The sequence below is a fragment of the Paenibacillus sp. S33 genome, from assembly GCF_053615415.1.
Genome location: NZ_JBSIEZ010000001.1, coordinates 4,649,552 through 4,670,274, shown reverse-complemented (window position 1 = coordinate 4,670,274; position 20,723 = coordinate 4,649,552). Strand labels below are relative to the sequence as shown.

Annotated in this window: 14 protein-coding genes and 2 pseudogenes; 8 read left to right on the top strand and 8 right to left on the bottom strand. The window is 43.9% G+C overall.

Annotated elements, in window-relative coordinates:
• Positions 1–179: 179 nt before the first annotated feature.
• The 4 genes from ACWGXJ_RS21350 (at position 180) to ACWGXJ_RS21335 (ending at position 6,685) form a co-directional block, all read left to right on the top strand.
• Complete coding sequence (locus ACWGXJ_RS21350) at positions 180–2,090, top strand: bifunctional 2',3'-cyclic-nucleotide 2'-phosphodiesterase/3'-nucleotidase (protein WP_452567559.1); 1,911 nt, start codon at positions 180–182, stop codon at positions 2,088–2,090.
• Between the two features lie 246 nt (positions 2,091–2,336).
• The gene (locus ACWGXJ_RS21345) at positions 2,337–3,743 is read left to right on the top strand and encodes a DNA-binding protein (RefSeq protein WP_452567558.1); all 1,407 of its coding nucleotides are present in this window, start codon (positions 2,337–2,339) and stop codon (positions 3,741–3,743) included.
• Positions 3,744–3,940: 197 nt separating this feature from the next.
• Positions 3,941–4,750, top strand: a complete 810-nt coding sequence (gene thiD, locus ACWGXJ_RS21340; RefSeq protein WP_013312022.1) for a bifunctional hydroxymethylpyrimidine kinase/phosphomethylpyrimidine kinase — start codon at positions 3,941–3,943, stop codon at positions 4,748–4,750.
• Between the two features lie 237 nt (positions 4,751–4,987).
• Positions 4,988–6,685: a M3 family oligoendopeptidase gene (locus tag ACWGXJ_RS21335; RefSeq protein WP_452567557.1), complete on the top strand. Its 1,698-nt coding sequence runs from the start codon at positions 4,988–4,990 to the stop codon at positions 6,683–6,685.
• A gap of 88 nt (positions 6,686–6,773) precedes the next feature.
• Here ACWGXJ_RS21335 and ACWGXJ_RS21330 read toward each other — a convergent pair whose 3' ends face one another.
• The gene (locus ACWGXJ_RS21330) at positions 6,774–7,745 is read right to left on the bottom strand and encodes a ring-cleaving dioxygenase (protein ID WP_061828937.1); all 972 of its coding nucleotides are present in this window, start codon (positions 7,743–7,745) and stop codon (positions 6,774–6,776) included.
• A gap of 250 nt (positions 7,746–7,995) precedes the next feature.
• Between ACWGXJ_RS21330 and ACWGXJ_RS21325 the strand changes: the two are divergent.
• Positions 7,996–8,526, top strand: a pseudogene (locus ACWGXJ_RS21325) (GNAT family N-acetyltransferase).
• Positions 8,527–8,637: 111 nt separating this feature from the next.
• On the opposite strand, the gene ACWGXJ_RS21320 reads toward ACWGXJ_RS21325, so the two are convergent.
• The 7 genes and pseudogenes from ACWGXJ_RS21320 to ACWGXJ_RS21290 form a co-directional block, all read right to left on the bottom strand.
• Entirely contained in the window at positions 8,638–11,190 is a 2,553-nt protein-coding gene (locus tag ACWGXJ_RS21320) for an ABC transporter permease (protein ID WP_452567556.1), read from the bottom strand.
• Positions 11,174–11,851 carry an ABC transporter ATP-binding protein gene (locus ACWGXJ_RS21315; protein ID WP_336078235.1) on the bottom strand — a complete coding sequence of 226 codons (678 nt, stop codon included), beginning with the start codon at positions 11,849–11,851 and terminating at the stop codon, positions 11,174–11,176. The genes ACWGXJ_RS21320 and ACWGXJ_RS21315 overlap by 17 nt, the downstream gene beginning before the upstream one ends.
• Before the next feature lie 125 nt (positions 11,852–11,976).
• Positions 11,977–12,502, bottom strand: a pseudogene (locus ACWGXJ_RS21310) (sensor histidine kinase); the annotation flags it as partial.
• A gap of 309 nt (positions 12,503–12,811) precedes the next feature.
• Entirely contained in the window at positions 12,812–15,370 is a 2,559-nt protein-coding gene (locus tag ACWGXJ_RS21305) for an ABC transporter permease (protein ID WP_452567555.1), read from the bottom strand.
• Positions 15,367–16,044 carry an ABC transporter ATP-binding protein gene (locus ACWGXJ_RS21300; RefSeq protein ID WP_452567554.1) on the bottom strand — a complete coding sequence of 226 codons (678 nt, stop codon included), beginning with the start codon at positions 16,042–16,044 and terminating at the stop codon, positions 15,367–15,369. Before ACWGXJ_RS21300 ends, ACWGXJ_RS21305 begins: the two co-directional genes overlap by 4 nt.
• 109 nt (positions 16,045–16,153) lie before the next feature.
• Positions 16,154–17,071, bottom strand: a complete 918-nt coding sequence (locus tag ACWGXJ_RS21295; RefSeq protein WP_452567940.1) for a sensor histidine kinase — start codon at positions 17,069–17,071, stop codon at positions 16,154–16,156.
• Positions 17,068–17,745 (bottom strand): response regulator transcription factor, encoded by a 678-nt coding sequence (locus tag ACWGXJ_RS21290; protein ID WP_452567939.1) that lies wholly within the window; start codon positions 17,743–17,745, stop codon positions 17,068–17,070. The genes ACWGXJ_RS21295 and ACWGXJ_RS21290 overlap by 4 nt, the downstream gene beginning before the upstream one ends.
• Before the next feature lie 325 nt (positions 17,746–18,070).
• On the opposite strand from ACWGXJ_RS21290, the gene ACWGXJ_RS21285 reads away from it, so the two are divergent.
• Genes ACWGXJ_RS21285 through ACWGXJ_RS21275 form a run of 3 tightly spaced genes read left to right on the top strand, consistent with a single transcriptional unit; the run spans position 18,071 to position 20,716 of the window.
• Positions 18,071–19,024: an ABC transporter permease gene (locus ACWGXJ_RS21285; RefSeq protein WP_129550005.1), complete on the top strand. Its 954-nt coding sequence runs from the start codon at positions 18,071–18,073 to the stop codon at positions 19,022–19,024.
• The gene (locus tag ACWGXJ_RS21280) at positions 19,014–19,964 is read left to right on the top strand and encodes an iron chelate uptake ABC transporter family permease subunit (RefSeq protein ID WP_209940458.1); all 951 of its coding nucleotides are present in this window, start codon (positions 19,014–19,016) and stop codon (positions 19,962–19,964) included. The genes ACWGXJ_RS21285 and ACWGXJ_RS21280 overlap by 11 nt, the downstream gene beginning before the upstream one ends.
• Positions 19,958–20,716 carry an iron ABC transporter ATP-binding protein gene (locus tag ACWGXJ_RS21275; protein WP_452567553.1) on the top strand — a complete coding sequence of 253 codons (759 nt, stop codon included), beginning with the start codon at positions 19,958–19,960 and terminating at the stop codon, positions 20,714–20,716. The genes ACWGXJ_RS21280 and ACWGXJ_RS21275 overlap by 7 nt, the downstream gene beginning before the upstream one ends.
• The last annotated feature ends 7 nt before the right edge of the window (positions 20,717–20,723 follow it).

The following is a 20,723-nucleotide window of genomic DNA, read 5'->3' as shown; positions in this document are numbered from 1 at the left end:
AGCTAGTCCCACAGCTAGGGTTAAAACCACTCCTGACTTTGGTAAAAATGATGTAAAATTTATCGTATGGTAAAAACCGTTTTCTGGATTTATGCGAAATGTTTATTTTAACATTCTCTTAACAGTGCTCTGTTAGACTTGTTCAAGCTCTATGACCGAAGCTGAGGGAGAGAACAAGATTGGATATTTTGGATATTAACGAAAAGGCAGACCCAGACAATGTAAGCCTTGTGAGAGTGAAATTCCGCATTATGGTTACAACCGATTTGCATGTCAGTTTGTGGAATTACGATTATTATACGGATCAGGAAACGCTGCATTACGGTCTGGCGCAAACAGCCAGCTTGATTCAAATAGCCCGGGCGGAGGTGCCCAATCACCTGCTGCTGGATAACGGAGATGTGATTCAGGGGAATCCAATGGGAGATTATGCTGTACAGCGAATCCAACAGGACCCAAGCGCGGTGCATCCCGCCTATAAAGCCATGAATCTGCTTGGATATGAGGCAGGCAATATCGGGAATCATGAATTTAACTACGGACTGGAATACTTGCAGACTTGCCTTCGAGGAGCGCAATTTCCTTATGTGAATGCCAACATTTATATAGCGGGAGAACAAGAACGAAATTACTTTACACCTTATCTATTGCTGGATAAGACGGTAGAGGATGAAGCAGGTGGTAAGCATCTGTTGAAGGTGGGGGTCATCGGCTTTGTCCCTTCGCAAATTATGCAATGGGACAAGGCGTGGCTGGAGGGAAAAATCATTGTCAAAGATATGCTGGAAACGGCAAGACGGTTTATTCCAGAAATGAAGGCAGCGGGAGCCGATCTCATCATTGCTATGCCCCATGCAGGCTTAGAGGATATTCCCGAAACGCTTGATATGGAAAATGCGGTGCTGCATCTGAGCAGGGTGGAAGGGATTGATGCCATTGTGTTTGGTCATGCACATAAAGTATTTCCCGGACCTTCGTTTATGGGGCAAACAGGTGTTGATCTAGAGCGAGGTACCATCCACGATATTCCAGCAGTGGAGCCGGGCTTTTGGGGGGATCATCTGGGTATCATTGATCTGGAGCTGGCCTTTAATGGAGGGAAGTGGCAAGTGGCTGCATCTGCTGCCGAGGTACGCCCGGTGTATGATCCGATACGCAAGGAGGCGCTGGTACAACCGGATACTGCCATTCAGTTGGCGGTAGCAGAAGAGCACGTCGGAACACTGGAGTATATTCGTGCACCTGTAGGTCAGACGACGGTGGCGGTGAACAGCTTTTTTGCTCAGGTGATGGATGATGCTTCGGTTCAGCTGGTGAATGATGCGCAAATGTGGTATGTGAAGCAGCAAATGCAAGGGAGCGAGTACGAAGGATTGCCCGTTCTGTCGGCAGCAGCTCCTTTTAAAACAGGCGGCAGATATGGCCCATCATACTATACCCATATTCCGGCGGGGACGTTGGCGATCAAGCATATCGCCGATCTGTACAATTTTCCGAATACGCTGCATGTCGTTCGACTGACCGGTACAGAAATTCGGGAATGGCTGGAGTGGTCCGCTGGACAATTCCGGCAAATTGATCCTTCAGCAGAACAAGAGCAAGAGCTGATTAATTCTGATTTTCCAAGCTTTAATTTCGATATCATCGACGGCATCAGGTATCAAATTGATGTAACACAGCCAGCCAGATATGATGCTGACGGGGGTCTAAAGGACCCAGATGCACACAGAATCATTCAGATGTCTTTTGATGGCGAACCGATGGATATGCAGCGAAATTATCTGGTTGTTACGAATAACTATCGCGCGTTTTCCTCTGCGCTGGTCAATCCGGGTGGAGAGCGAATTATACTTGCTTCACCGGATGAGAACCGTCATGTGCTGACCGAGTACGTGCGGCATATGGAGACGTTGACGCCAAAAGCTGACGGCCATTGGTCCCTCGCCCCATGGTCAGGGCGTCCGCATGTGACGTTCCTGACCTCGCCGCAAGCAACGGATGCCGCTAATGCCTATTCGGAGTTGCTTTATGAAGGGTTAACGGTAGAGGGATACGCTAAGTTTGCCATCGATTTCGGACGTTCACGGTAGAACTGCTAACTTGTTTTTGTCCTATAAGTCCACAGCATCAAAATAATAGAAATAGACTGTCCCGCAGAGGACGGTCTTTTTTCATAAAACAGTTTTAAAATCGTACAAAATTCGTGATTTTATATGTCCTGAGTCGTGTTTAAAGTTATTGACCTCTCGTATAAATAGACATATACTTTGATTAAACAAATTTTGGTTTAAAAGGTAATGAAAAAGTCACCATCATTCGTTTGAGGGGGTGTCCCTTTGGAAAAAAACACCACGATCCGCGCAGAAATAGAAAAGTATATTCAAAGTGAAGGCATTTCAATGCAATGTTTTGCAGATGCTTCCAAGGTAAATCCGGGTACACTTAGCGGTATACTTAATCGGAATCCACCACGGCCTATCTCAGTCAATCAGCTTGATCTGATTACCGAGGCCATGGGATTGGAAGAAGGATCTTTGTTCGAGATGTATGTGGATGAATGTTTTATTCATTCCTTACCACACTGGAGGAGGTTGCGTCCGTTTCTCCTACGTTGCTCAGAGTTGAACAAGCTGGAGTGTATACGCAGTGTACTTGGCTATTTGATGGACGATTTATCGAACGTTCCTGCTATTTTTGAGACCGCAGAAGCGATGTTTGAGGATGGCAGACATGAAGCCGCCATGCTTCTGTATGATTGTGTCATCGAGAGTGAGAAGTATACCCACTCTGAACGGTTGGCGATCAGCTATTTCCGTATATTCCAGATTCAGATTAAGGATAACCAACGGAACTTGAAGGCTGCTGTACAATTCCATTTGTACCGTAGTCGTCTACCGGAAATTTACGCACTGGAAGGCTTACATATGCTATCTCAAGTGTTTGCTTTAAAAATGCAATGGTCCGAGATGGAAATGTATGCGGACGAGCTAAGAGAGCTGGCGCAGGCATTGTATCGCAATCGGAACCGTTTTGGAGATGAGCACCTGGAGCTGCTTAAACCGCTCGTTTATTACTATGCTCAGGGGCATCTGCTCAAGGCCAGCTGCTATGAGTTTCAGGGCAGATATGAGGAATCCAAGCAATGGATTGAGGGTTATGCAGATTTGAGCTGGTTTGAGGGTTTAGACGAAGAAGGCTGGAAAGTGGTCAACCTACATCGTGTATATGCACAGGGCAACCGACTTTGTATTGAAATTAAAATGGGCAACACTTCTGCAATCTATGAATATATTACTTACCTGCGTGAGCATCCGGATGAGACACTGGAAGGCTTGAACACCTTGCTCGAATCGGCGAACCGGTTCGGTTATTTCGTGGATGCCGAACTGGGACTGTTTAGTCAGCAACTCAAGAGCTTCTGGGAGCTTGCACCGGAACGATGGGACACTCATTATCGCAAGCACTTTAATGCATTTCGCTTTGCATCCTTTTGTAAGGTGTATGCGGAATATTATTTCCGAAAAGGCGATTACCCCGAGGGAGTGGGACAAATACTGCATTGCTTGCAACTGTCTGTTGATAATAGCTATGCCGAACATATCATTGGTTGTATGGCTTTATTTGAGCAGCATCGGAATTTTGCTACACCGGAACAGCAGCAGCTGTATCAGAGTCTGTGTCTGGGCGTACGTGCAAATGAAAAGAATCATGCCTATGATCACAGTACCGGTGGATATTTATAATTCCAAATTTCTTTCGAATTCTTCATATAACACGTTATTGCGAGGATGTTCCTGTTTCAAAAGGGGATGTTCTCGTTTTTTAGCTGCTGCTGTCGCTTGTGACTTTTAACATAGAGAGGACCGTTTTGCGCGTTGACAAGTTTCGCAAGCGGGATTAGGATAAATGCAGCACAGAAAGTGAAGGAGAGCATGTACAAATGACGATTCCCAAAACATTAACGATAGCGGGCTCCGACACAAGCGGTGGAGCGGGTATTCAGGCAGACCTGAAAACCTTTCAGGAGCTTGGCGTATATGGCATGACCGTATTGACAACCGTAGTAGCGATGGGTCCTAAAACCTGGGATCATCTTGTATATCCTGTTGCGTTGGATGTGGTAGAAGCGCAGCTGCGTACTGTATTGGAAGGTATCGGTTTTGATGCGATGAAAACCGGTATGCTTGGTTCTGTTGAAATTATCGAGCTGGTAGCCAGCCATTTGAAAAAGCATGATCTGAAGCGGATCGTAATTGACCCGGTTATGGTCTGCAAAGGCACGGATGAAGTGCTTCAGCCGGAAAATACAGAGGCGATGCTGGAATTGTTGATTCCTGGCGCTGACCTGGTAACACCGAACTTGTTCGAGGCTTCGCAACTGGCGAAGAATGGACCGATCACGACACTGGAGCAGATGCAGGAAGCGGCTGCGATTATCCATGAGCGTGGAGCTAAGCATGTACTGATCAAGGACCGTGGCAAAATTCGCGCAGGTAAAGCGATGGATCTGCTATATGACGGAATCACTTTTGATTGGTTTGAAGCCGATGTTGTAAAAACAAACTTTACCCACGGTGCAGGCTGCACCACTTCGGCAGCGGTAACGGCTGGTTTGGCTCAAGGGCTGACTGTACGTGAAGCAGTGGATCAGGCCAAGAGATTTATTACACAGGCCATTGAAGGTAGCTTCAAGCTGAATGAATTCGTCGGTCCGACCCTGCATGCGGCACATCGTTTGCAAAATCAATAAAGCATGAAGGTCTGCGATCTTAGAAAGACTTATAAATCTCCATCAGGCTGAATATATATTAGATTGTTTTAGATCATGACTTTTTTGATATATAGAGTTAGATGAGGCTTAAAAGCCGCAATACATAGTATTGCGGCTTTTGAGGTTGTATTTTTTTGGAATTGCAGCTTCCAGTTTGGTCTACTCGTACTGTATAATAGGCATCAGATTTATTACATTTAAGGAGGAACCGAAGCAATGACATTATTCAGCCAAATGGCTTACAGTCGACCAGAGCAACCTGAAATTGAACAGCGGTTTAAAACGCTGTTGCAGCAGTTTCGTGAAGCAGACAGCGTAGAACGTCAAAATGAAGTGATTCATGCGATTAACAAGCTGCGCAGTAATGTGGAAACACAATTGCAATTGGTGGAAGTTCGGCACTCCATTAATACGGAGGATACCTTTTACAAAGCGGAGCAAGAATATGCTGATGATTTCATGCCGGTTATTCAGGAGTATGTAACCGATTACTACCGGGCATTGGTGGATTCTCCATTCCGAACCGAGTTGGAGAGTCAATGGGGCAGCCAGCTTTTCAGTATTGCCGAGGTAGCACTCAAGTCGTTCCATCCGGATATTATTGAGGATTTACAGCAGGAAAATAAGCTGACCTCGGAATATGCTCAATTGATTGCTTCAGCGAAGATCCCGTTCGAGGGAGAAGAACGCACATTGTCGCAGCTCCTGCCTTTTGAAATGGCTACCAACCGGGAGACACGCAAACAGGCCTCCGAGGCTAAATATCAATTTATGAGTGAGCATGAGGACGAGCTGGACCGGATTTATGATGAACTGGTGAAGGTACGTACGCGCATGGCACACAAGTTGGGCTATGACAACTTCGTAGAATTGGGCTATGCCCGCTTGGGACGTACAGATTACAATGCCGAAATGGTAGCCAATTTCCGCGAGCAGGTGCTGAAGCACATCGTTCCTCTGGCAACCAAGCTGAAGGAGCGCCAGCGCGAACGGATCGGAGTAGATCAGCTTCGCTATTATGACGAGGGCTTCAACTTCCTGTCAGGCAATCCTACGCCTAAAGGTGACCCGGAGTGGATCATTCGTAATGGAGCACGTATGTATGAGGAACTTTCAGCGGAAACACATGAATTTTTCAGCTTTATGATCGAACGTGGATTGATGGATTTGATCAGCAAAAAGGGCAAGCAAAGCGGAGGCTATTGTACATTTTTGAGCGAATATGGCACGCCGTTTATTTTCTCCAATTTCAATGGTACATCCGGTGATATTGACGTATTGACGCATGAAGCAGGTCATGCCTTCCAGGTCTATGAAAGCCGACATTTTGAAATTCCTGAGTACCATTGGCCAACTATGGAGGCGGCTGAGATCCACTCTATGAGCATGGAGTTTTTCGCATGGCCTTGGATGAATCTGTTCTTCGAAGAAGATACGGACAAATATCACTTTGAACATCTATCCTCATCGTTGCTGTTCGTACCTTACGGCGTAGCCGTGGACGAATTCCAGCATGCCGTATACGAACATCCAGACTGGACCCCAGCCGAACGTAAAAGCGCATGGCGCTCCATTGAACGTAAGTATAAACCGCATCTGGATTATGAAGGCAACGAGTATCTGGAGCAGGGCGGATTTTGGCACAAACAGGGTCATATTTTTCAATCCCCGTTCTACTATATTGACTATACACTCGCGCAACTGTGCGCGTTCCAATTCTGGAAACGCATGAGTATCGACCGGGCAGCTGCGTGGGAAGATTATTTGAAGCTATGCCGTGCCGGAGGAAGTCGATCTTTTACCGGATTGGTTGAGCTGGCAGGACTCATCTCGCCGTTCCAAGATGGCTGTATCGCCTCTGTAATCGGAGAAATCGAAGCATGGCTGAACAGTGTGGATGATAAAAAGCTGTAAGCATAACTAAAAAGGGCATTTCGCTTACCTGTCAAAGCTAAAAAGCTTACAGATAGCGGAATGCCCTTTTGTGTAAATGAAACTTCAATTAATGTTTGGTGTTAAGCGGTTTGAGATTGGCTTCAATAGATGCGCGGCGCGATTCCAAAAATGGCGGTAACGCCAGCGATTCACCCAGAAACTCGAGTTCTTCATCCGTATCAAAGCCGGGTCCATCGGTTGCCAATTCAAACAGAATGCCGTTCGGCTCACGGAAATACAATGAACGGAAATAAAAGCGATCTACAAAACCAGAGTTGGAAATTTGCAGCTGCCCAATACGGTCTACCCACTGTTTGAGCTCTTCCTCAGTTTCAACACGGAAGGCTACGTGATGCACACTGCCGCGTCCTGGTCGCTCTTGTGGCAGATCGTTGCGCTCTTCCAGATGAACTTCGGTTCCTGTACCGCCTTCACCCGTTTCATAGATAACCACATCCGGTTGTCCAGCAACAGGAGAAGGATAGGAGCCCTTTTTGCGGAAGCCCATAACCTGTTCAAGAATAAGAATGGTATTCTCCGCTTTGGGAATAGTCAGATGAACCGGTCCAAGTCCTACAATGCCGTATTCGGCAGGGACAGGGCTTTTCTCCCAAGGCGTGCCGCCGCGCATTCCGTGATCATGCTCATCTGAAACGAGGAAGAAGCGTTGTCCTTCAAAATCCTCGAACGAAAGTGCCAAGCGTCCCGCTTGATCCGTAATTTCACCATGTTTTACATCCAGCTGCTCGAAGCGGTTTTTCCAGTAATCCAGTGCCTTGTCATTCGGTACCCGTAGGGAGAGAGCTGAAATGCTGTTATTTCCTGTACGAGTTTGTCCCGCATGTGGAATTTCAAAGAAAGTGACTTCTGTACCCGCAGTTCCACGCTCATCTCCGTAAAAAAGGTGATACACACTAACATCATCTTGGTTCACCGTTTTCTTGATTAGCCGAAGTCCCATTACCTGAGTATAAAAATCAACATTTTTAGCCGCTGCCGCTGTAATCGCCGAAACGTGATGCAATCCTAATAGTTTCATGTCATTATCCTCCTTGGTTTTTATATGATTAGGTTTTTCTAAACAAAATAAACAGTCGAAAAACTTTTCTTTATATTTATTATCTTGATATTAAGATATATTATTTTTGATTGTTTGTCAACTTAAATTACGGTCTTGCTTCAAAGACGGACAAAACTAGAAATTCGAAATAGTGCAAAAGCAGATACAATAAAGCTCAATATAGCCCAAAGTAGATAGAATGAATTTTATTATAAAAGGAGTGTACTAAATGTATACGGATAAGGATTTAACGATTAGGCCTGTTACAGAAGAAGACCTGCCGGCTCTTTGGACGTTAACTTTTAAAGAAGAAGCACCGGAATGGAAGCAGTGGGATGCACCCTACTATGAACATAAGCCACTTTCTTTTGATGATTATTTAAAAGAGAAGGAAAAACGAATCGGACAAGATGACTTTTGGATCATTGAAGTGGAAGGCAAGGTCATTGGATCTGTGAGCTATTATTGGGAGCATTAGCCTTCACAATGGCTTGAAATGGGAATAGGTATCTTTGATTCGCAGTATTGGAGCGGTGGGTATGGTACGAGGGCGCTTCGACTATGGATCACACATTTGTTTAATACATTGCCTCTAGTAAGAGTAGGCTTTACAACCTGGTCAGGAAACCATCGGATGATGAAGGTGGGAGAGAAGCTGGGCATGACCCTCGAAGCCCGGCTTCGAAAGTGCAGATATTATAATGGAGAGTATTATGATTCGATCCGAATGGGGCTTTTACGGGAAGAGTGGAGGTTATAGTTGTTCTGCAACTAAAAACCTTTCTAAGCATAAAAAGATGACCTCTGAATGGATTAGAAGTCATCTTTTTTGACGCGTATGGGTATTTTACTTTCTTATTTTTAGGTGCATCTACTCTGATTCTCGAAGTCGCTCCACAATACTTTGTTTGTTGTTCATAGAATAGACTGCTACTGGAATAAGTATCCCAAGCAATAACAGTAAAGGCAATGAGACAAACAGTGGCCAAATTATAAAGTGATAGCTTAAAAGCCATAGCAGGCTACATAACGGTTTCACAATCAAAAGAGAAAATAAGATTGCCAATAGAATAGAGGTTAGGCTAGTAGCCCCAACATAATATAGTCCTTCATAAATCAGCATTCCGCGCAATTGCTTTTTGGTCATGCCGATACTTTGCAGCATAGCGAATTCTTTGCGGCGGGTCAGTATGCTGGTTAAAATCGCATTAATAAAGTTCAGGATACCAATCAAGCCAATAATCAAGCTGAGCAAGCCGCCGATCATTATAACAGTAGTTTGCATACCTGATAAAGCGTTTCTGGATGTAATCTTGGATTCATAGCTCATCATTGGTTCAATTGTTTCTGTGTATCGCTTCAAAAAGCTCTGCATGGACGTTTCCTGATTTGAAGATACATTAAAGGCATAGCTCATCATAGCAGGCTCTTTTACAAGTGATTTGTATATTTCCGCCGGGAGGTAAAAGCTATTATAGCTCGAAATGCGATTTGAATTGGTGGATTTGATACCCACATGGCCAAGCACTGTAAACTTTTGTGTTAAATACTCTCTACCCAATGGAGCATCATTTGCTGTTCTCACATAACTATGCAAAGTAACGTTTTCGCCCACTTTATGATGAATGCTTTCCATGTAAGGCTTGTCGTTGTCGTTCAGTTCGACTCCCTCCAGAATATACTTACCTGAGGCCATTTTCTTAAAATCAAGCTCACCATCAATCAACTGCAGCCGATGCAGGGGCAAATCTTCCAGCCCATACACGTCTACAAGGAAGTTGCCGTGAGCGTCAGTGTTCTGGGTATCATCCGTAATTCCCTTTGTATTTTCAGCCGTGAAAGCTGTTGGGTCACCGTATAATCGGCCGCCTTCTTCGAAGCCTGGTTGTGCCTGTACAGCCTTAATAAAACTTTCACTGGTTTCATTTTCATGCCCACTAAAACTACTCGGAACCTGGAAATATCCAGCATGAGCAATGAGAAAATCGGTATCATTAAATTTGGCTAAAAATTTATCCATATCAAAACTCTGAGACAGCGTGAATACTGTATTTAGAAGCACCAAGCTTAAAGAAAGACTAATCACCACTAAAATAGTGCGGTTTTTATTACGCCCCAGGTTGGAACGAGCCATGAGGTGGATTTTTGCACCTCCGGTTGATTTTTTCAGCTTACCATTGCTCTTGTTTGCCCCGCCTGTGTATCTGACTGCTTCTATCGGTGATACGGATGATGCAACTCTGCCTGGCTTGAAAGTGCTGATCATTACGGTAATGAGCGCGAACAAAGCAGATCCGACAAAAATCCATGGGTTAGGAGATACCGATATCATGGTACCGTTAAAATTACTCATATTTATAATAAAAGGCACGAGCGATTTACCAATAAAAAAACCTGCTATCAATCCAATCGGGATTCCTAGAACTGATAGAATCAGCGCTTGTCTGCGGATGATCCTGCGAATTTGTTTACTGCTTGTACCGATCGTCTTTAAAAGACCGTAAAAACGGATATCTCGCATTACCGATATTTGGAATATATTATAGATGATCAAATAACCGGTAAATATGATCAGTAACAGGGCAGAAGTTAACGCTATGATGGTCTCTGTATCTAGACTAAAATTGGTTGAGATGTATGCCCAATTTACATTACTCGCGATATAGTTCGGTGCATCTTCGTCAAGCGAATATCCACTTTTGGTAATCACTTTATTGAGCTTTCCTCGCAAATCAAAACTATTGTCGAACATCATATATGCACAAATGGCTCCTGTATAGAAGTGATCCTTTTTATAGGTGCTTTGTAATTCCTTGGCATGAGCATCGACATAGGCTTTAGAAGCGAATATTTGCCCTACCTTAACTACAGGATCACTTTTCCACCAGCCAGAGAGGACAAAATCACGCTGTACTTCTTTACCTCGTATGTTAAGCTTTATTCTCAAAGGTGCTCCAATCTTCAGTGGAACATCCAATAGCTGCAACGTCTTGGAGTCTGCAATCACTTCATTTTCTGCGACAGGCTTGTGTCCCTCTTTAAGCTCAATAAAACCGAGCTTCATCCCTACATCATCGTAATACCAGAACTCTGTACGGCGTTTTAGGAAGTTATCGTTTTTAACTCCATCGCTTAATATACGGTTATAAGCAATTTCCTTGATCAATGGATGATTCTTGACATGATTAAATTCATCATCCGTTATATATTTGAGTACGGCATGTCCATCTCCACCGGCCTGTCGCATAGTTGCCCGTTGTAAGTTTTCAACAGCACCGAGCCCCAAGGTGTACAAAGTCGTAAATAACAATGAAGTGAGAGCTATGGCAACAATAGCAAAGAGGTTACGGGCTTTGTTTACTTTGAAACTCTTATCTGCCAGCTTGTGGATTTGTTCTTTACTTTGATCATTGGGGCGCACCACCTACTATTTTACCGTCCTCAATGCGGATGATGCGGTCTGCCATCTGTGCGATTTCTTCATTATGAGTAATCATTACCATCGTTTGGGCGAACTGTTTACTGGATACTTTGATCAATCCCATCACATCCAGACTGGTTTTACTGTCCAGGTTCCCGGTGGGTTCATCTGCTAAAACAATTGCAGGTTTTGCTGCCAATGCTCTGGCGATGGCTACGCGCTGCTGCTGGCCCCCCGATAGATGGTTGGGCAGGTTATCCAACTTTTGGTCAAGACCCAAGGTATGTACAATTTTGTCTATGTGGGTTTTGTCTGGCTCTTTACCATCTAGTTCAATAGGAAGCACAATATTCTCGTAGACATTTAAAACGGGCACCAGGTTGTAATTTTGAAAAACAAAGCCAATCTTTCGTCTGCGAAAAATAGTCAATTCTTCGTCCTTCAGTGTGAAAATATCCTTGCCGTCAATCGTAACGTTTCCACTGGTTGGACGATCAAGTCCACCCAGCATATGGAGAAGGGTAGATTTGCCGCTCCCGGACGTACCGACAATGGCCACGAACTCTCCGCTTTCCACCTCCAGGTTCACACCGTCTAAAGCATGAACAGTATGATCCCCGTTACCATAATACTTTTTCAACTCCTGTGTTTTTAATAGAGCCATATACGTTCTCCTTCACAAAAAAATGTCTGGACCGTAGTCATCTACAGTACAGACACTAACACACTAATCTTTCTACAATCTTTCTGGAATCTAACAGTGTTGAAAGAATTAAGTATCCATAGAAAGAAAATAGAGAAGGTAGAGCCACAGCCGCAGTATGAATGTACCTTGATGTAACCACCCGCCACAGCGATGATTTCTCTAGCTAAAAACAGTCCAATCCCGACACCCTCCTGCGTGTTAACGGTGGGGGAGCGATAGAAACGGGTAAAGATTTGACCTTTTTCTTCTTCTGCAATCCCTATGCCGTTGTCAGTGATATCAATTCGGCAAAACGATTCATATGCCATCACTTTTATAGTCATGCTTCCGCCTGTCTCTGTATATTTTATAGCGTTATCCATAATGTTATAGACAGCTTCACTGGTCCACTTTAGGTCATAATAAGCATGAATAGCGGTATCTCCCATAACAACTGAAATCCCTTTGGCATTATTTGCTCCAGTGCAGCATCAGGGAGCCTTTGAACAGATTCCCGCCTTAGCGATACCATGATAATCCCCGTTTCAAGCCGTCAAGTTTTCACTAATGCATGATCAGAAAGTTAAGCTTTTCGGCCTGTGCAGATAAAGCTTTCACACAAAAGCTTGTACAAATACGTTGTTAGGTTCTTTAAGAGCAAGAACAATCCCGTTACTCAAGGCGATATCATCCTCGACAATTAATATATAGTTCATCATTCTCCTCTTGTATTTTGGTTAAACAAGTCATTGAATTCCGAGCTCTAACAACCGCTCACAATAAAAATGTAAATGAGAGCCGCCCAATTCTCTATTTCTATTTTACAGGATATACTCTTATTTGCTCATGGTTCAGGGAGCAGGTATTAAACTACTGTTGAATAACCAAGAAATGACCCAGCCAAAAGTTTTGACCAGGTCATTTTCTTTACAGGGGGATTTATTCTGCTGTTCGCAGTCGTTCTACGATAGTTTTCCTGTCGCTCAGAGAATAAATAGCGAGAGGAAGACATATCCCAAGAGCGAGCAGAACAGGCAGCACGAGGATCAGGGGCCAGATAATAAATCTATAACTCATAAACCATATTTGAGTACTCAAGGGTCTCGCAATTAAGACGGAAAATAGGCTTCCTAATAAGATGGAGCATATGCTGGTGCCGAGCACATAGTACATGCCCTCATAAATAAGCATTGTTTTTAATTGTTTGTTGGTCATGCCGATGCTTTGTAGCATAGCAAATTCTTGATGCCGGGTCAGAATACTAGTTAGAAGCGCGTTTGCAAAATTAAGAATGCCAATCACCCCAATAATAATACTGAGCGTACCGCCGATCATCAGAATTGTTTTTTGCATACCTGAAAATTCGGCAATTACGGTGGATTTGGACCGATAGTCCATTACTGGCTCTTCTGCTTTGCTATAATTCTTTATAAAGCTCTCCATCATTTTTTCTTTACTATCGGATACATTAAAGGCATAACTCATCACCACAGGCTTCTTCACAAGCGTTTTGTAAATATCCGCCGGGAGATAGAAGTTAGTATAAGTAGGAACGGCTACACCAGAATTGGTTGATTTTACGCCAATATGACCAAGCACTGTGAATTCATGGCTAGTATACTCTTGGGTATTTGCTGTGCCCATATAGTTATGAAGAGTAACCTTTTCACCTATTTTGTATACGGATAGTTCCATATCAGGATGATCGTAATCGTCTAACCAAACCCCTTCCAAAATATACTTTCCCGAAGCTAGCTTGCCATAATCAAGCTCACCATCAATTAATTGTAGTCGGTGAAGGGGGAGATCTTCAAGCCCATACACTGGTGCAGATAAGTTGCCGCGAGCGTCAGGAGTGACGATTTCCCCGTACAACTTCATCCCCTCTTTGTTCTCTTTATACTCGACAGTGAATAAATTGCCGCCACTGTACAATCGTCCACCTTCTTCAAAACCGGGTTGTGCCTGTATGGCCTGAATATAGCTTTCCGTCGTCGCATTGTCAGGGCCTGTGAAATGTTCTTGAAAATAATCAGCATGTGCAATCAGAAAGTCAGTGTCATGGCTTTTAGACACATACTTATTCATATCCAGACTTTGGGATAATGTAAAAGTAGTATTCAGTAGCACTAGACCTAGAGAAAGGCTAAGCACCACCAAAATAGTCCGCTTCTTATTGCGCCCTAAGTTGGCTCGAGCCATCAGCGGCATTTTAGCACCGTTAGTTGATTTTTTTAGTTTTTTCTTCCCCTTTTGGGTAGCTCCGTCTACGTATCTTACTGCCTCGATCGGAGACACAGTCGCCGCAATTCTACTAGGCTTATATGCACTGATCATAACTGTCATGACTGCAAACAAAGCGGAGCCGATAAAAATCCATGGGCTGGGGGATATAGTTACCTCAGCATTTGCGTGCATAGAAGTGTTCATAAGCAGCAGAGGGATAAGCGATCTGCCGACTAAAAAACCTGCGAGCAAGCCGATAGGAACCCCGATCAAGGAAAGAAATAATGCCTGTCTGCGGATAATTCTGCTGATTTGCCTGCTGGTTGTGCCAATGGTTTTTAGAAGACCGTAGAAACGAATATCACGCATCACCGAGATTTGGAAAATATTATAGATAATCAGATAGCCAGTAAGCATGATCAGTAACAGACCAGTTGCTAGGGGAAAGACGGCTTCAGGGTTCGAACTAAAAGTGTTGGAAAGATACGCCCAGTTAACATTACTGTTAATATAGTTCGGTGCATTTTTGTCCAGAGAATAACCGCTTTCTGTAATCACTTTATTAAGATTTTCCCGCATGTTCGAGCTGTTATCGAACATGATATCTGCATTGATGGCTCCGGTCATATCATGATCCTGCTTATATGTGTAGCGTAATTCTTCGGCATGGGCATCTACATAAGCTTTAGAAGCATAAATTTGACCTCTGGCTATCACGGCGGCGGGGTCACTCTTCCACCAGCCGGAGAGGATAAATTCACGCTGTACCATTTTGCCGTGAACCTCAAGCTTTAAGGACAATGGGGCGCCCTCTTTCAGGGGAGTACCCAGTAACTGTAGGGTCTTAGAGTCCGCGATAACCTCATTTTCTGCCACCGGTTTGTGGCCTTTTTCTAGCTCAATCAATCCTAGCTTCAGCCCTACATCGTCATGATACCAGAACTCCGCACGACGCTTTAAAAATTGCTCGTTTGTCACTTTTTCACTTAACAAGCGGCTATACGCTATCTCTTTAATAAGAGGGTGGTCTTTGATGTGATTAAATTCCTCATCGTTGATATACTTGATAAAAGCATGCGCTTTCCCACCAACCTGCCTCATCGTTCCCTGCTGGAGATTTTCCATCGTACCACTCCCCATAGTAAACAGAGATGTAAATAACAAAGTGGTTAAGGCAATAGCGATAATCGCAATAATATTGCGGATTTTATTGGCTTTTAAACTTTTATCTGATAAATTACGAACCGCCTTACTGTTCTTTACTTTGATCATCGGGTCGCACCACCTACTATTTTACCGTCCTCAATTCGGATGATCCGGTCTGCCATTTGCGCAATTTCCTCGTTGTGAGTAATCATCACTATCGTTTGGCGGAACTGCTGGCTGGATACCTTGATCAATCCCATCACATCCAGACTGGTTTTACTATCCAGGTTCCCAGTGGGTTCATCTGCTAAAACAATCGCAGGTTTCGCTGCCAATGATCTGGCGATGGCTACGCGCTGCTGCTGGCCCCCCGATAGATGGTTGGGTAGGTTATTCAACTTTTGGCCAAGACCCAAAGTATGTACAATTTTATCTACGTGGGCTTTGTCCGGTTCTTTACCGTCCAGTTCAATAGGGAGTACAATATTCTCATAGACATTCAAGACAGGTACCAGGTTGTAATTTTGAAACACGAACCCAATCTTTCGTCTGCGAAAAATAGTCAATTCTTCGTCCTTCAATGTAAAAATATCTTTGCCGTCAATCGTAACGCCTCCACTTGTTGGACGATCAAGTCCACCCAGCATATGGAGAAGGGTAGATTTGCCGCTCCCGGACGTACCAACAATAGCGACAAATTCTCCGCTTTCCACCTCCAGATTCACGCCGTCTAAGGCATGAACAGCAGTATCTCCGTTTCCGTAATGCTTCCTTAATGCCTGAGTTTTCAATAGAGCCATATTACGTTCTCCTCCACAAAAAAATGTCTGGATCGTAGTCATCTACAGTACAGACATTAACACACTGATCTTTCTACAATCTTTCTGAAATCTAACAGTATTGAAAGAATTAAGTTTCCATAGAAAGAAAAATAGAGAAGGTGGAGCCACTGCAGTAGCGTGATCGTACCTTGATGTACCCCCCCTCCGCAGCGATGATTTCTCTAGCTAAAAACAACCCAATCCCGACCCCCTCCTGCGTGTAAACGGTGGGGGAGCGATAGAAGCGGGTAAAGATTTTACCTTGTTCCTCTTCTGCAATCCCTATGCCGTTGTCAGTGATATCAATTCGGCAAAACAATTCATATGCTATCACTTTTATAATTACGCTTCCGCCTGTCTCTGTATATTTTATGGCGTTATCCATAATGTTATAGACAGCTTCACTCGTCCACTTTAGGTCAAAATAAGCATGAATAACGGTGTCCTCCCTAACAACTGAAATCCCTTTGGCATCTGCTTTTGGCATAATTTGCTCCTTTGCACTGTGCAGGAGCTTTTGAACAGATTCTCGTCTTGGCGCTACCGTGATAATCCCCGTTTCAAGCCGCGATGTTTTCAACAATGCCTGGATCAGAAAGTTAAGCTTTTCGGCCTGTGCAGATAGAGCTTTCACACAAGTGGAGGTATCCTGTGATAGTTCGTATTCGCTAAGTAGTTGGGAATAAAGCAGGATGTTGGCCAATGGTGTTTTCGTTTGGTGTGAAATATCGGAAATCAGCTCATTTATTTTATTCTTTTCAGCAAGCAGATTTTTGGAGGACACGGAACAAATGGAAAGAAATCTCACAAATTTAGCTTCTATTGAAGAAAGAACGGATTCATCAAAGACATCCTCTGAGAAGCTGCCATTTATCGCGGCATCAAGCATGTTCTCAATGGTTTTCATTGTTTTACGGATGCTCCTGCGATACAGCATAATAGCACACACAGCGGTGCATACAGCAACAATGGCAATTCCAATACATATATATAGGAGTGTTGTCATTTCAACGCCCATGTGTAGCCCAGCCCATAAACCGTTTTAATATATTGTGGGGAGGAAGGATGATCCTCGAGCTTGTCACGTAGCCTTTTTATCGTAACTGACAAGGCATTTTCACCTACATATTCAGCCCCGTCAGTCCAGATGCTGTCTATCAAATGATCACGCGAAACGGTATTTCCTCGATTGTTGATTAGGATGCGTAACAATTTTTGCTCAGTTTTACTTAGTTCAATAGGTGTACCATTCTTAATAAATTCCATTCTCTCGAATGAAAAAGAAAAATTGTCTAGCTGAATGGAGTCTGCAAGCGAGTATCTGGATTTCTTTAGCTGAACGCCAACTCTTGCTCTCAGTACCATAAGACTGAAGGGTTTGGTGATGTAGTCGTCAGCACCCAGCTCAAAACCAGTGACGACATCTGTTTCCATATCATTCGCAGTCAGAACGATGACGGGTATAGTTGTTTTTTTCCGTATATCTGTTAAAAGATCAAGCCCGTTTCCATCCGGCAAATTTACATCAAGAATCATTAGGTCAAAGGCAGTGACGTTCAATTGTTCTTTTGCAGTAGCTATGTCATACGTTTGCACAAATACGTTGTTAGGTTCTTTAAGAGCAAGAACAATACCGTTACTCAAGGCGATATCGTCCTCGACGATTAATATGTGATTCATCATTTTCCTCCTGTTTTTTGATTCATCAAGTTAATGAATCCCGAATTCCAAGAATTGCTTACAGTAAAAATGAGAAAAGGGTAATCCTAAATCTTCCACCTCTATTTTACAGGATATTGCTCTTATTTGCTCATTCACTCTTCAGACTATTCAGGTTTTGCTAACACCTTTTTTGATATGGCTTATTCATTGCAAAGAATTTGACAGATACAATATCACTGATATAATTTATGCTAGTTGATTTTTGATAATGATTATCATTATTGGAGGGGAGGACAGGGCCGAAGCTTGGTAGAGGTTATTGGACAGGCTCCCTTAGTTAGAGATGAAATTGCGTTATTTAATACTGGCTTTTCTGGTACTGGCTTTCGCCTCGGTGTTTATTGGTGTTCATGATGTAACTCCACTTGATTTGTTCCACTTAACCAACGATCAGGCGCAGGTACTCCTGATTAGCAGATTCCCACGATTGATCAGTATCATTATCGCAGGGGCGAGTATGAGTATCTGTGGATTGATCATGCAGCAGCTTACCCGGAACCGATTTGTATCGCCCACCACCGCAGGGACGATGGATGCGGCACGATTGGGTGTGCTGATGGCTATTATGGTGTTTGGAGCGGCAGGATTTTGGACGAAGATGCTGACGGCTTTTGGATTTGCTCTAGGGGGAACACTGATTTTCATGAAAATACTGGATAAAATCCGTTTCAAGGACCCGGTATTTATCCCGCTTGTCGGTTTGATGTTTGGAGGCATTTTAAATTCGGTAACGACCTTTTTTGCTTACAAATACAATCTGATCCAGGGCATTTCTTCGTGGATGCAGGGGGATTTTTCTCTAATCATGAGTGGTCGCTACGAGATGCTATATCTTAGTGTTCCTTTGGTTGCGTTGGCGTACATATATGCGAATCGTTTTACAATTGCAGGCATGGGTGAGGATTTTGCGGCCAACTTGGGTGTACATTACAAGCGCACCGTCAATGTCGGTTTGGTGATCGTGGCTTTGGTTTCCTCTGTTGTCATCTTAACGGTCGGGACGATTCCCTTTTTGGGGCTGGTTGTACCCAATCTGGTCAGCATGTATATGGGGGATAATCTGAAAAAAAGTCTGGCTCATACAGCGATCCTGGGCGCCGTCTTTGTGCTGTTTTGCGACATTTTGGGACGGGTGATCATTTATCCGTATGAAATTTCTGTAGGGCTTACGGTTGGTGTGATCGGGAGCGCGTTGTTCTTGTATTTGCTGCTGAGGAGAAGGGCTTATGAATCCTAAATTAAAAATCGGAATATTAGCCGCTGCCGCGCTTGTGTTGATTGCTGCTTTCGTGTTTATAGATCTTCCGCATACCTGGCATTACGCGCTGCCACGACGATTAAAAAAGATCGCAGCCTTCATTCTGACAGGTGGCTCCATTGCTTTTGCAACCGTTATTTTCCAGACGGTTACGAATAATAAGATTTTGACTCCCGGTATTATCGGACTGGATTCACTGTATATGCTGATTCAGACGACGATTATTTTTGCATTTGGTTCCGTCCCTTTCATTTCGACCAGCAAAGAATTGAACTTTTTGATATCGGTGGGGCTGATGGTGCTTTTCGCAGGACTGCTATACAAATTAATTTTCCGCAAAGATGGACGCGGGATTTATGTACTTTTGCTGATTGGTCTGGTGTTCGGCACGCTGTTTAACAGTTTATCTACCTTTATGGAGGTACTGATTGATCCAAACGAATTTGCGAAAATCCAAGACAAGAGCTTTGCTAGCTTCAGTAACGTAAATACCGAGCTATTGTGGCTTTCTGTATTCATTCTTGTTCTCGTATTCGCTTATGCGTGGAGATTCATCAAGTATCTGGACGTGCTGTCGCTGGGACGGGAGCATGCGATTAACCTGGGTCTTCCTTATGGTTTTATCATTAAAAGGCTACTGGTAATCGTAGCGATTCTCATTTCCATTTCTACAGCGCTTGTCGGGCCGATTACATTTCTCGGATTAATTGTGGCCAATGTGGCTTATCAGGTGATGAAAACCTATCAGCACCGTTATATTATTCCGGCCTCCATCTGTGTTAGCGTCATTGCATTGGCAGGGTGCCAACTGCTGGCAGAAAGAGTATTCGACTTATCGACAACGGTCAGTGTCATTATTAACTTTATCGGGGGGGTGTACTTCCTGTATCTTTTGCTGCGGGAGAATAAGTCATGGTAGAAGTCAGAAACGTATCCAAACGCTATGGGAATAAAAATGTGGTGGATCAGGTATCCGTCACTGTACCTAAAGGCACCATTACCTCCTTTATTGGACCTAACGGCGCTGGAAAAAGCACCTTGTTGTCGATGATTAGTCGCCTGACTGACAGTGATGAGGGGGAAATCCTCATTGACGGGCAGGCCGTGAGCCTGACGAAAAGCGAGGAGCTAGCCCGGAAGATATCTATTTTAAAACAGACCAATGATGTCAATATTCGCTTAACCGTGAAGGAGCTGGTCAGCTTCGGCCGTTTTCCGTATTCCAAAGGCAGATTGAACAGCGAGGATCGCAAAATGGTGGAGCAGTCTATGGCCTACATGGGACTGGAGGATATGAAAGACAAGCATATTGATTTGCTTAGTGGGGGACAGCGACAGCGGGCTTTTATTGCCATGATTCTGGCTCAGGACACAGAATACATCCTGTTGGATGAGCCGCTGAACAATCTGGATATGAAGCATTCGGTTCAGATTATGAAGACGCTGCGCGGTTTGGTGAATGATCTCGGCAAAACGATTCTGGTTGTGTTGCACGACATTAATTTTGCCTCCTGCTATTCAGACTATATTGTAGGGATGAAGGATGGCAGGTTGCTAAAACAAGGAACGGCTGACGAGATGATTGATAGTCAGGTATTAAAGGATTTGTACGATATGGATATTCCGATTCAACAGATCGGTGACCATAAAATTTGCGTTTATTTCACTTAGGGGGAAT